9 protein-coding genes are annotated in these 13,117 nt (G+C 66.5%); 3 read left to right on the top strand and 6 right to left on the bottom strand.

Annotated features, from left to right (window positions below; genetic code table 11):
- Window positions 1–563: 563 nt before the first annotated feature.
- On the top strand, window positions 564–2,294 hold the full coding sequence (locus tag HFP89_RS14135; protein ID WP_168718320.1) for a M28 family metallopeptidase: 1,731 nt from the start codon (window positions 564–566) through the stop codon (window positions 2,292–2,294).
- A gap of 49 nt (window positions 2,295–2,343) precedes the next feature.
- Window positions 2,344–4,011: a diguanylate cyclase gene (locus tag HFP89_RS14130; RefSeq protein WP_168718319.1), complete on the top strand. Its 1,668-nt coding sequence runs from the start codon at window positions 2,344–2,346 to the stop codon at window positions 4,009–4,011.
- A 10-nt stretch (window positions 4,012–4,021) separates the two neighbouring features.
- On the opposite strand, the gene HFP89_RS14125 is transcribed toward HFP89_RS14130, so the two are convergent.
- From HFP89_RS14125 to HFP89_RS14100, 6 genes are all read right to left on the bottom strand, one after another.
- Window positions 4,022–4,318, bottom strand: a complete 297-nt coding sequence (locus tag HFP89_RS14125) for a hypothetical protein (RefSeq protein WP_168718318.1) — start codon at window positions 4,316–4,318, stop codon at window positions 4,022–4,024.
- Entirely contained in the window at window positions 4,311–5,252 is a 942-nt protein-coding gene (locus HFP89_RS14120) for a patatin-like phospholipase family protein (protein ID WP_168718317.1), read from the bottom strand. Before HFP89_RS14120 ends, HFP89_RS14125 begins: the two co-directional genes overlap by 8 nt.
- 892 nt (window positions 5,253–6,144) lie before the next feature.
- Window positions 6,145–7,311, bottom strand: coding sequence for a nicotinate phosphoribosyltransferase (gene pncB, locus HFP89_RS14115; protein ID WP_168718316.1), 1,167 nt, complete (start codon window positions 7,309–7,311; stop codon window positions 6,145–6,147).
- Complete coding sequence (locus tag HFP89_RS14110; protein WP_168718315.1) at window positions 7,308–7,955, bottom strand: nicotinamidase; 648 nt, start codon at window positions 7,953–7,955, stop codon at window positions 7,308–7,310. Before HFP89_RS14110 ends, pncB begins: the two co-directional genes overlap by 4 nt.
- A 140-nt stretch (window positions 7,956–8,095) precedes the next feature.
- Window positions 8,096–10,063 (bottom strand): FG-GAP repeat protein, encoded by a 1,968-nt coding sequence (locus tag HFP89_RS14105; RefSeq protein ID WP_168718314.1) that lies wholly within the window; start codon window positions 10,061–10,063, stop codon window positions 8,096–8,098.
- A 19-nt stretch (window positions 10,064–10,082) separates the two neighbouring features.
- On the bottom strand, window positions 10,083–11,753 hold the full coding sequence (locus HFP89_RS14100; RefSeq protein WP_168718313.1) for an acetolactate synthase large subunit: 1,671 nt from the start codon (window positions 11,751–11,753) through the stop codon (window positions 10,083–10,085).
- A 566-nt stretch (window positions 11,754–12,319) separates the two neighbouring features.
- Between HFP89_RS14100 and HFP89_RS14095 the strand changes: the two genes are divergently transcribed.
- Window positions 12,320–12,964 carry a sterol desaturase family protein gene (locus HFP89_RS14095; protein ID WP_168718312.1) on the top strand — a complete coding sequence of 215 codons (645 nt, stop codon included), beginning with the start codon at window positions 12,320–12,322 and terminating at the stop codon, window positions 12,962–12,964.
- Window positions 12,965–13,117 lie beyond the last annotated feature (153 nt).

Here is a 13,117-nt window from a genome sequence, read left to right as displayed (position 1 = left end):
GGCCGAACCGGTTCGCGCGCGAGCGCCCTCCAACAGTCGATCATTGCGCCGGTGCCCGACCGAAGTCCTGTTGGAGGCCGCTTGCGGGCGAAGGGCGGCCGGTTCGGTTCGCGCGCGAGCGCCCTCCAACAGTCGATCGGATCGAGGCGCGGAATCGAAGGCCTGTTGGAGGCCGCTTGCGGGCGAAGGGTGGCCGAACCGGTTCGCGCGCGAGCGCCCTCCAACAGTCGATCATTGCGCCGGTGCCCGACCGAAGTCCTGTTGGAGGCCGCTTGCGGGCGAAGGGTGGCCGAACCGGTTCGCGCGCGAGGGCCCTCCAACAGGCGATCATTGCGCCGGTGCCCGACCGAAGGCCTGTTGGAGGCCGCTTGCGGGCGAAGGGCGGCCGAACCGGTTCGCGTGCGAGCGCCCTCCAACAGTCGATCGGATCGAGGCGCCGGATCGTAAGGCCTGTTGGAGGCCGCTTGCGGGCGAAGGGCGGCCTCGCCGCTGCGCCCGGCATCCGTCCCGCGAAGCGTTAGAATCGATCGACTGGACCCACTGCGTTCAAACGAGAGAAACCCATGAATCGACTCCTGATCCCCGCCGCGCTGATCGCCCTCCTTTCGATGCTGGCTGGCTGCGATCGCGGCCCCGCACCCGAGCCGGCACCGGAACCCGAGGCCGCCGCCGATACCGCGCCGGACGCGGCCGCCAAAGACTCCGGCATGCGTCTCCCCGAACCGCCGCCCGGCGGCTTCGATACCGAGCAGTTCGTCGAGGACATGCGGATTCTTTCCTCGGACGACTACGAGGGCCGTGCACCCGGCTCGCGCGGCGGACGGATGACCGTGGATTATCTGGTCGACGCCTTCTCCGAGGCCGGGCTCGCCCCGGGCTACGGCGACAGCTACCTGCAGCCGGTCCCGATGGTCGAGCTGACCAACCAGGCCCGCTCCTCGCTGGTGATCGAAGGCCAGGGCGAGACCTACGAGCTGACCTATCCGGACAGCATGATCATCAACACCCGGCGGCTGGGCACCGATCCGCACGGCGTGGCCGATTCGGAGCTGGTCTTCGTCGGCTACGGCGTGGTCGCGCCGGAGTACGGCTGGAACGACTACGAAGGCCTGGACGTGGCCGGCAAGACGGTCGTGATCCTGGTCAACGACCCGGGCTTCGCCGACCCGGACGGCGAGCGGTTCAATGGTCGGGCGATGACCTACTACGGCCGCTGGACCTACAAGTACGAGGAAGCCGCCCGGCAGGGCGCGGCCGCGGCGCTGATCGTCCACGAGACCGAGCCGGCCTCGTATCCCTGGGAGGTGGTCACCAACTCCTGGTCCGGCCCGCAGTTCGAACTGGCCGAGCGCGGCGACGATCCGGTCCTGGCGCTCGAAGGCTGGATCACGGTGGACGCCGCGCGCGATCTGTTCCAGCGGGCCGGGCTCGACTACGACGCGCAGAAGGCGCGGGCCGCCGAGCCGGGCTTCGCCGCCGTGCCGCTGGGCGGCGCGATGACCGCCGAAGTGCGCAATGCCGTTCGCGAAGGGGTGTCCTACAACGTGCTGGCCAAGCTGGAAGGCACCGAGCGCCCCGACGAAACCGTGGTCTACATGGCCCACTGGGATCACCTGGGCCGCAACATGGGCCTGCCCGGCTCGGCCGGCATCTTCAACGGGGCCATCGACAACGCCTCGGGCACGGCCGGCATCCTGGAGCTGGCGCGCATGCATGCCGAAGCCGGTGCGCCGGAGCGGACCGTGCTGTTCCTCGCCGTGACCCTGGAGGAATACGGCCTGCTCGGCTCGCGTCACTATGTCAACGATCCGATCGTGCCGGCCGCCCAGCACGTCGCGGCGATCAACATGGACGCGGTCAACTTCATGGCCGGCCCGACCGAGGACATGGTCGTGATCGGCATCGATTCCTCGGAACTGGAGCCGATTCTCGTCGCAGCCCTCGAGGAAGAAGGGCGCTATGCCGTTCCTGAGCCCACCCCGGAAGCCGGCTTCTATTACCGCTCCGATCACTTCAACTTCGCCCGCGGCGGCATCCCGGCGCTGTATGCCAAGAGCGGCTTCACCCACGTCGAGGAAGGCGCCGACTACGTGCTGGCGATCGAGCGCGACTACCGCGACAACCGCTACCACAAGGTCGGCGACGTGTTCGATCCCGACTGGGATTTCCGCGGCGTGGCCCAGGACGCCACCGTGCTGTACCGGGTCGGTCGCTACCTGGCCGAAGGCGACGCCTGGCCGAACTGGTACGAGGGCAACGAGTTCCGCGCGATCCGGGACCGGCAGCGGCCCTGACGCGCGAGCCCGGCTGGCCGGCGACGATGGTCGGAGGAATGGATCACTCATGGATGCACGGGCCCGCACCGACCCTACGCTCGACGACCTGGTTCGCCATGCCTCGACCGGCATCGGCAGTGTCGATCTCGACGGCCGGTGGCGAAGCGGGAACCGCGCGCTGGGCGAACTGCTGGCGCGCGACTCGTGGCCGTTGCCCGACCTGCCCGCGCTGTTCGAGGGCCGGGACCGGGTCAAGGTCGAGCGTGGACTGAAGCGTTTCGCCCGCGGCGACCGGGATTCCGATGTCCACGACCTGACGCTGAAGCGCCCGGACGGCCGGACGCTGAAGGTGCGACTGGATCTATGCCGGATCGGCGACGATTCACCGCCGTCGGCGCTGCTGGTGCTGCTCGCCGACATCACCGCGGCGCGCCAGATCCGGCGCCAGCTCAAGGCCAGCGAGGCGCGGATGCAGTCGGTGATCCGCGCCATGGCCGAAGGCGTGGTGGTGGTCGACCGCAGCGGCGGCATCCGGATCGCCAACACCCGGGCGGCCGAGCTGCTCGGCATCGGGCAGGAGCGCCTGCTGACCGGTCAGCTCGGCGAGTTGGGGCTGGTCTTCCACGATGTCAACGGCGACCCGCTCGCGCCCGGCCAGGTCCCGGTTGCCCGGACCCTGGCGACCGGGGCGCCCCAGCGCGACGTCACGCTCGGCCTCTACGACGCAGACGGCGGCATGCGCTGGCTGGAGATGAGCACCGAGCCGGTCCAGACCGATTCCGAGGGCCGGATCGAAGCCGTGGTCGCGACGTTTTCCGACATCACCCGCCGCCACATGGCCGAGCTCAAGCTGCGCGACAGCGAGGAGCGGCTGTCGCTGGCGATGTCGGGCGCCAAGCTCGGCTTCTGGCACTGGGAGCTGGAGCGGAAGGTCCTGTCGTTCAGCGAAAGCGCGGCCAACCTGCTCGGCTATGCCGACGACGAAGTCGTCGAGAGCCGCAGTGCGATCATGGAGCTGGTGCATGCTGACGATCGCGAGGCGCTGATCCAGCGAATGCAGGCCCACCTCGACGCCTTCCAGCGCGATTTCGACATGGACGTCCGGATGTGTCGCAAGTCCGGCGACTTCGCCTGGATGAACATCCGCGGTCGCGTGGTGACGCGCGGCAAGGACGATGCGCCGCGTCGCGTGGCCGGCACGATCATGGACATCGGCGAGCGCAAGCAGCTCGAAGCGCGGCTGCACGAGCTGGCCACCACCGATGGGCTGACCGGCGTGTTCAACCGGCGACACGGCCAGGAATGGATGGAGGCTGCGCTGGACGCTGCCGAGCGCCTGAATCACCCCCTCGGCTTCGTGCTGCTGGATATCGACCACTTCAAACAGGTCAATGATCGCTTCGGGCACGATGCCGGCGACGAGGTGCTGCGCCAGATCGCAGCGCTGCTGCGCGATCGGATTCGCGGAACCGATGCCGTGGCTCGCTGGGGCGGTGAGGAATTCGCGGTGATGCTGCCCGGTACCGACGGCGCCGGCACCGTGCAGTTCGCTCAGCAGTTGCTGGAAGCGATCCGGAAGCTGTCCACGCCCGACGGCAGACCGATCACCAGCTCGCTCGGTGCCGTCGCGCGGCGCGCCGGCGAAGGCTCCGGAGAACTGGTCAAACGGGCCGACAGACTGATGTACCGGGCCAAGCAGGCGGGCCGGGACCGGGTGGAAGCCGAGGCCGACTGAGCGACCTTGCTCAGGCCCGGCCGGCGTCGGCGTCGTGCGGGGAGTGCAGGTACTCGCTGTCGACCGCCGACTCGTGCAGCAGGCGGGCCAGCGTCTCGAGCCGCTCGGCTGCGGTGCGATGGCCTTCCAGGTCGTCCTCGTGGGCAATCGATTCCGGCTGGTGCGCATACAGCCAGAAATGCACCGCGCCGGCGATCAGGCCGTCGGCGATCGCCCACAGGTCCCCATCGGGGTGATCGTCGGCCAGTGCATTGCCCAGGTCGACCACCTGGTCGGCGGCGTCGTCGAAGAGTTCGTCGTCATTCATGATTCGGCTCGTCCGACCGGTCGTGCCGGTCGTCGAAAGTCTTGAGGCTCTCGATTGTACGCGTCCGCCCCAGTTCGATGAGCTCGCGTGCGCGGTGGAATTCATGGAGCATGCAGGCATCGCGCGGGATGTCGATGACCCGGTCGGGCCGGAACACCGCCAGGTGCTGCCGGGTGATCACCGACTCCATCGTCTCCAGCGACTTGATCAGGATCGCGACCAGGCCGGGTTCGTCCTCGTTTTCGTCGTCCTGCCGGTCGGTCAGATCGGCGAAGAAGCGCCGCAGCCGGTTCATCACGCTGGCCTCGCCCTCGGGGTCGATGCCTTCGTCGAGCGGGCCGAGCGGCTTGCTCGCGCCGCCGTTGCCGGCCGGGCCATTGCAGTTGATGACGAAGGTGGCATCGGTCAGGCAGCGCAGCGTCGGTGCGACCGGGATCGGGTTCAGGATTCCGCCGTCGACCAGCAGGCGGCCGCGGTAGCGGTGCGGCGTGAACAGCCCCGGGATCGCGATCGAGGACCGGATGGCCTCGAACAGCGAGCCGTCGCTCAGCCAGATCTCGCGCCCGTGCTCGATGTCGACGGCCACGGCGGTGAAGTCGATCTCCAGGTCGCCGATATCGACATCGCCGACCATCTCGCGCAGTCGCTTGATGATCTTGTCGCCGCGGATCAGCCCGCCGCCGGACAAGGTCCAGTCGACCAGCCGGAGCACGTCGGACTGCTGCAGCTTCTGCACCCACTCGGTGTAGACGTCGAGCTTGCCGGCCGCGTACATCCCGCCGACCAGCGCGCCCATCGAGGAGCCTGCGATCGACTTGATCTCCCAACCGGCTTCTTCGATGGCCTGGATCGCGCCGATGTGTGCCAGGCCGCGGGCGCCGCCGGAGCCGAGGACGAGGGACAGGGTTCTTTCTCTGGCTTTCGGGCTGGACATTGTGAGGATTGTACGGGGTTGGGAAAGGGATGGTTCGGTTGGGTCGATGGGTGTCGGCGAGAACATGTCGATTTCGATTTCAACTTCGAAAGCGTTTCGCCGCTGGCTGCGCCAGCTGATGCGACCTACTTTTGTCGCAACAAAAGTAGGCAAAAGTGCTTTTCCCGCAACGGCGCCCGAGCTGCGCTCGGGTTCCCTGCGATGCTCGCGTCGGGCGGGGTCCGTCGAACTCGCTGCGCGCCTGCGGCGCTCCGCTCAGACATTGCGACGGCCCTCCTTCCGCCCGACGCTGCGCTTCTCGGCGCCCTTGAGGTTTTCAAGGTCAAAATCAAAACCGCAACCGAACCCACTCGGCCAGGCTTCAGTTCGGTGGCATGGATAGATCTTTGTTTCGATCGAAAGCAAGATCCCGAATCGAATCCAGAACGCCGGGATAGAGCAGATGCCAATGGGTGGCTGAGGTTGGCTTTTTACTTGCCCCGCCGTCAGCGCCGCCGGAGGCGCGGAGCGGCTGGCGGAAAGAGGGCCGTCGCATGTCTGAGCGCAGAGAGCGAAGCGAACGAAGCGAGTTCGACGGACCCCGCCAGCCGTGAGCACCGGAGGGCACCCGGCCGTAGGCCGAGCGGCGATGTTCGCGCAGCGCTTTTGGGTACTTTTGTCGCCACAAAAGTACCTCGCCATCAGCTCGCGAAGCGAGCGGGCGAAACGCTTTTGACGTTCGAGGCAAGTAGAACGCCCAGACCGCATCAGCTGGCGCAGCCAGCGGCGAAACGCCTTTGAAGTTGAATTCGAACAAATAGCCGGCGCGAAGCCAGGAAATCCCTTCGCCCGCAAGCGGCCTCCAACAGACCACCCCAGAACCTCGGGGCCCGGGGCAACGCCCCGAAAAACCCTACTCCGGTACGTCGAATGCCTGCCGCACCCACGCCAGGTAATGCTGGTCCGTCGAGATCACCTTCCCCGGCGAGTCCGACAGCTTGACGACCGGCTGGCCGTTGCAGCGGGTCATCTTGATGACGATGTTGATCGGATCGGTGCCCGTGTCGTGGGTCAGGTTGGTGCCGATGCCGAAGGAGACGTTGATGCGGTCGCGGAAGCGGTGCCAGATCTCGGCGGCCTTGGGGATGTCGAGCGAGTCGGAGAAGATCAGGTTGCGGGTCTTCGGGTCGACGCGGTTGTTCTCGTAGTGCTCGATCATTGCCTCGCCCCAGGCGAAGGGGTCGCCGGAGTCCTGGCGGGCGCCGTCGAAGAGCTTGCAGAAGTACATGTCGAAGTCGCGCAGGAAGGCGTCCAGGCTGTAGGTGTCCGACAGGGCAATGCCGAGGTCGCCGCGGTATTCGCGGGCCCAGACCTCGAAGGCAAAGCGCTGGGTCTCGGCCAGGCGAGGACCGAGCGCCTGGGCGGCCTGGATGAACTCGTGGGCCATGGTGCCGATCGGGACCAGGCCCAGTTCTCTGGCCAGGCGCACGTTGCTGGTGCCGCGCAGGCTGTTCGGCAGGGCGTCGGCCAGGGACTTCACGACCTCGTCGTGCCAGTCGCGCGAGAAGCGGCGGCGGGTGCCGAAGTCGGCAAAGACGAAGTCGTCGGGGCGGTCCAGGGCGCGGACCTGGTCGATCTTTGTGGTCAGTCGGTCCCGGGCCTCGCCGAAGTCGAGGTCGGGGTGCGCATGGCGCGTATACAGTTCGCTGACGATCGCCAGCAGCGGCACTTCGAACAGGATCGTGTGCAGCCACGGGCCCTTGATCATCAGGCTCAGCTGGCCGTCGGCCTCGCCGACCTCGACGAAGCGCGACTGCAGGTGGAACAGGCGCAGGAACTCGATGAAGTCGCGCTTGAAGTAGCGCTGCGAGGCGAGGAAGTTCAGCTCGTCGGGATCGAGCGTCAGCGAGCACAGGTGCTCGATCTCGCGCTCCAGCTCCTTCTTCAGCGGCCGCAGGTCCACGCCCTCGGTCCGGCACTTGAACGTGTACTCGACCTCCGCGCCGGGAAACTGGTGCAGCACGGCCTGCATCATCGAGTACTTGTAGATGTCCGTGTCGAGCAGCGATTCGATGATCATGCGGAGGGCTCCAGGGCCTCGACGGAATCAATGAGTTGTACGCCGGCGGCGCGCAGTTCCTCCAGCGCGGCCTCGGTGCTGTCCGGCGCGATGCCGCGGCAGGCGGCGCGATTCAGGATCACCCCGAAGCCGGCCTCGGCCAGCTGGCGCGCCGTGGCCTTGACGCAGTAGTCCGTGGCCAGGCCGCCGACCAGCACGTGCGTGATCTCCCTCGCTTTCAGCCACTCGATGACGCCCGTGCTCATGCGTTCTGCCAGGTCGTGGTAGCAGGCGCCGTAGGGGTGCATGTCCAGCTCCACGCCCTTCCAGACGAAGAAGTCGTAGTCGGCCGGGCGGGGCAGGCCGGGGAGCAGCTCGAAGCCCTCGGTGCCGGGTACGGCGTGAACCGGCCAGTGCTCTTCGACGTTGTCGCCTTCGACGCCCGGTGCGCCGATCATCGATGCGTCGTCCGTGACCCAGGCCGCCTTCGGGCTATGCGCGTCCTTCGAACCGACGCGGAATCGAGCGAGTTCGGCCTGGCGGTTCAGTTCATCGGCAATGGCATCGCCGTCGGGCACCGGCAGTTCGTCGGGGCACAGGGGCGTGAAGGTGCGCTGGGCGTCGACGTCGAAGCTGGCAGTGCGGTTGCGGTCCGGTCGTTTCATACCCTGTGGCCCTGTCGAGTGTTCCTTGTTCGGGCGTCCTTCGACGCCTGAACCCGACCGGAAGGGTACACGGGATGAGCGGCGCGATCGTGAGTCCATCGCGACCGACTCGGCACAGCCCGACAGTGCCGGAATCGTTGCTACCGATGCAGGCTGCGCCGACGCAATGCGCCGGCGACGATCAGCCCGATCAACACCGTCAGGATCAGCACGCCGACCGGGTGCAGTGCGGGCACGCCGGTCGCACGGCCGCGTCCGTAGAGGATCACGAGCCGACCGGCGTTGAACCGACCGCCCGGGTCGGACAAGGGTCCGCCGAGGGCGACGTCATCGATCCCGTCGTTGTTGAAGTCGCCGTGGGCCAGGCCCAGGCCCAGGCCCTCTTCGTCCGGAAAGTTCTTCACGAGCAGACCGCCCGTTCCGTCGCCGCCGTTCTCGGGCAACAGGCTGTCGACGAGGAATTCTTGCGGTGGCGATGGCCGGCCGAAGACGATCCAGGCTCCGGACTCGAAATCCAGTCCGTTCTCTCCGGTCATGGCCACATCGTCGAAGCCGTCGTTGTTCAGATCGCCGACGCCCTGGATGGCGGTCGCCAGATTGACGGTGGAACTAGGCTGTTCGTCATTGGATCGGAAGCGCGTCAACCGAATCTGGCTGGTGACCACGTCGAAGCCAGCGCGAAAGTCGATCTCGGCAGGTAACAGCTGACAGCCGTAAATCAAGAACGCCTCGCTACGCACTTGATTTCCCGGCGCATTGATTAAAAGATCTGGGCAGCCGTCGCCGTCGAAATCGCCCGCATCGCCCACACCGAACCCACCGCGTCCGCCTGAAAATAAATTTGCGCCAAGCACTCCTCGTTCGTTCCCAATCAGGACCACGCCCTTTGAACCGTCTCCACCATTACTCAGCAGAAGTTCGTTCAGATCCGTAATGACCGAGAACGGCGCCGTGCCGGGACGTCCATAGAGAAGCAAGCAACTTGCAGGCTCGACCGCCAACCGGCAAAGAATGATCTCTGCAATTCCATCCTGGTTGATGTCGTCGATGAACCGCGCGTTGATGAATCCGACGTTCGAGCCTATCGAGGTTTCGAGATCGGGTGGGATCAACGTGAACCCCCGATCAGGTGGCAAGCTACTGAGTACGTCCTGATCGATTTCCGCGGGCCAGCTGCGGTCGCCACGGCCGTAGAGTACCCAAGCCATTCCTTTGCCTCGCGTCGGATCGAATTCGCGATTGCTCGATACGATCAAGTCGTCCAGTCCGTCGCCATTGATGTCCTTCCCGCCGAAGAAATCAAAGCCAAGAAACTCGGTATCGCGCCCGGTCAGCACGAAGCCGCGCGAGCCATCGCCGCCATTTTCGGGCAGCAGGCTTGCAAACGTCTCGAAACTCTGCGCAACAGTTGGGCCGCCATAGATCACGAACACCTGTCCTCCCTCGAATTCTCCGTTCAGGGGGTTGCGTTTGTTGAAGCCGAAGTCCTCCATGCCATCGGCATCAAGATCACCCAGGTTGCGGACCCGGAATCCGGTCTGACCAGGGTCCAATGCCAACGCAATCTGATCTGTTCCAATGAGCCCATTGAAGGCGTCCAGCAACTCGATACCGTCCGGCCCCATCGAAACGTCAGCACCGCCGAAGATCAAGGCCGCGCCACCCGGCGGGTTTCCGGGTATGGGGGAATTGGGCGCGAATCCGGCAAGAATGTCATCGACGCCATCGGCATTGAAATCGCCGGCTGCCACGCCCCAAGCGAAATCTTGCGCGCCGAAGGCTCCATTGAAGACCAAACCTGAACGTCCTTGTGCGTTCTCAGGCGGGAGCAGGCTGTTGCCCTCCAGAACCGGTGGAAACAGGGGTGGTTGCCCTGTGATGGGTTCGGCGCCCGCTTTGCTCGTCGGGCTGGCAGTGATCGTCAACAGAACGATCGCGATGATCATCGAAGCGATCGAGGGCGTCGAGGTTGCGCAGACGATGCCTTCGGGCGAACAGCACGCGGTGCGGTCAATTGCCGCTTCCGCCTCACGCTGTCCATTCGTCGGAGCCGACGAACCGATCTTCGGTGCCTCGCCGTCGCTGCCCTGAAGATCGTTCCTCGCCATGACCCTGCGTCTCCCGGAATCAGGCGGACCGGTCCGGGTCGAGCTTCGCGCTGCGCTGGGGCAGCGCGTCGAACAATTCCTGCTTGCTGTCGCGGTAGTCGACGGGGCAATCGATGATATGCACGCCGGATCCGTTCAGGGTTTCGCCCAGCAGCCGTTCGAGGTCGGCGACGCTTTCGGCGCGGTGGCCGTGGGCGCCGTAGCTTTCGGCGTAGCGGACGAAGTCGGGGTTGCCGAACTGCAGGCCGAAGTCCGGCAGGTCCATGTCGGCCTGCTTCCAGCGGATCATGCCGTAGGCGTCGTCGCGCAGGAGCAGCACGACCAGGTCCAGGCCGAGGCGGACGGCGGTCTCGATCTCCTGCGAGTTCATCATGAAGCCGCCGTCGCCGCAGACGGCCAGCACCTTGCGTTCGGGAAAGACCATCTTCGCGCTCATGGCGACGGGCAGGCCGGCGCCCATGGTGGCCAGCGCGTTGTCGAGCAGCAGCGTGTTCGGCCGGATCGTGCGGAAGTTGCGGGCGAACCAGACCTTGTACAGGCCGTTGTCCAGCGACACGATGCCGTCTTCGGGCAGGGCGTCGCGCACGGCGTGGATCAGGCGGCGGGGGTGGACCGGGAAGTCGTTCATGTCGCGCCCGGAGTCCAGTTCGTCGATCAAGGCCTTGCGAACCTGCCGGGCGAAGGCGAAGTCCCAGTGGTCTTGCACGTCGATCCGCTCGGTGATCTGCCAGATCGCGTTGGCGATGTCGCCGGTGACTTCCAGCTGCGGGAAGTAGACCGGATCGACCTCGGCGGTGAAGAAGTTGACGTGGATGACCGTGCGCTGCTCGCCCTCGTGCATGAAGAAGGGCGGCTTCTCGATCACGTCGTGGCCGACGTTGATGATGCAGTCGGAGGCGTCGATCAGGCGGTGCACGTAGTCGCCGTCGGACAGGGCGGCGGTGCCCATCCAGTGCTCGGACTCGCCGACCACGCCCTTGCCCATCTGGGTCGAGAAGAAGGGCATGCCGGTCTTGTCGACGAAGGCGCGCAGCATCTTCGAGGTCAGCTTGCGGTTGGCGCCGGCGCCGATCATCAGCAGCGGGCGCTTTGCCCGTTCGATGGCCTCCACTGCGGCCGCCACGGCCTTTTCCTCGGCCACCGGACGTCGCGTGCGGCTGGTCGGCAGGACCGGCGCGTCGGTGGTCTCGCGGGCGATATCTTCGGGCAGTTCGAGGTGGGCCGCGCCCGGCCTCTCTTCCTCGGCCTGGCGGAAGGCTTCGCGAACCCGGGCAGGGATCAGGTCCGCCGAAACGATCTGCCTGGCGTAGTGGGTGACCGGCTGCATCAGGTCGACCACGTCGAGGATCTGGAAATGGCCCTGCTTCGAGGTCTTGATCGGCTTCTGGCCGGTGATCATCACCATCGGCATCGCGCCGAGCTGGGCGTAGGCCGCGGCGGTGACGAAGTTGGTCGCACCCGGACCCAGCGTGGACAGGCAGACGCCGGGTTTTCCGGTCAGCCGGCCTTCGGCGGCGGCCATGAAGCCGGCGGCCTGTTCGCCGCGGGTGACGATCAGCTCGATCGAGGATTCGCGCAGCGCTTCGAGCAGGTCCAGGTTCTCTTCGCCGGGCACGCCGTAGATGCGCTTCACGCCCTCGGTTTCCAGGCATTCGACCAGGCGCTGGGCGCCGCTGACGGTCCGGGACATCACCAACTCCGATCGGGAACGGAAAACCAGTGTAGCCGCCGTCCGTGGAACCCGCAGCCCGGCGTTCGCCCGCGCGAACCCGAACCTGAAACCCCGGTCCGAAGCCTCGGGCCTGTTGGAGGGAACTTGCTCGCGAAGTGCTGGATCGCCCCTTCGCCCGCAAGCGGCCTCCAACAGGCTTTCGGTCCGGCGCCGGCGCTTGCTTCGACTGTTGGAGGGAGCTTGCTCGCGAACCGGTCGGGCCGCCCCTCGCCCGCGAGCGGCCTCCAACAGGGCTTCGGTTCAGCGCCGCGCTCGCTTCGACTGTTGGAGGGAGCTTGCTCGCGAACCGGCCGGGCCGCCCGTCGCCCGCGAGCGGCCTCCAACAGGCCTTCGATCCGGCGCCGCGCGTGCTTCGACTGTTGGAGGGAGCTTGCTCGCGAACCGGCTCGGCCCCCCTTCGCCCGCAAGCGGCCTCCAACAGGAACTGCGCTGAACGAGCGCCGGTGGTTGCGGTCGCGGCGCGGCTTGCCCGCCCGGCGACCGCGTGGCAGCATCGTCGGTGATCCCTTCTCGAGCTCCGCTGCATGAGCACCGGCCGCGCCTACCGCCCCGAGTACCGCGAACGCCACGTGCCGGCCGGCTATTCCGGCGCCCGGCACCTGGCCTTCATCGTCGCGTTCTGCACCGGCGGCATCGTTCTCGGCGTGCTGATGCTCGATGACGTCCGGCCGCTGGAGTGGCTGGCCGTGCCGCTGACCTTCCTCTACGCCAACCTGGCCGAGTACCTCGGGCATCGCTACGTGATGCACCGCAAGCGCCCCGGTCTCGGCCTGATCTACGAACGGCACACGGTCCAGCACCACCGCTTCTTCACCGACGCCGAGATGGACATGGACGGCCCCGGCGACCTGCGCGCGATCCTGTTCCCGCCGGTGCTGCTGGTGTTCTTCTTCGGCGCCTTCGCGCTGCCGGCCGGCTTGCTGCTGACCTGGCTGTTCTCGGCCAACGTCGCCTGGCTGTTCGTGATCACCGCGCTGGGCTACTACTTCAGCTACGAGCTGTTGCACCTGGCCTACCACCTGCCGGATGATTCGAAGCTGATGCGGCTGCCGTTCTTGAGGCGCTTGCAGCGGCTGCACCGCGTCCATCACGACCCCACCGTCATGGCCCACGGCAACTTCAACATCACCTGGCCGATCTGCGACTGGGTGTTCGGGACGCTGCGCTGACGGTCGAGGGTCGGCGTTCGGGTCACCCTTCGCCCGCAAGCGGCCTCCAACAGGCTTCCGATCTTGCGCTCCGCCGAGATCGACTGTTGGAGGGAGCTTGCTCGCGAACCGGCTCGGCCACCCTTCGCCCGCAAGCGGCCTCCAACAGGCCTT

It is taken from the genome of Wenzhouxiangella sp. XN79A, from assembly GCF_012272825.1.
Classification (GTDB): Bacteria; Pseudomonadota; Gammaproteobacteria; order Xanthomonadales; family Wenzhouxiangellaceae.
This window is presented reverse-complemented; position numbering and strand designations above follow the sequence as displayed.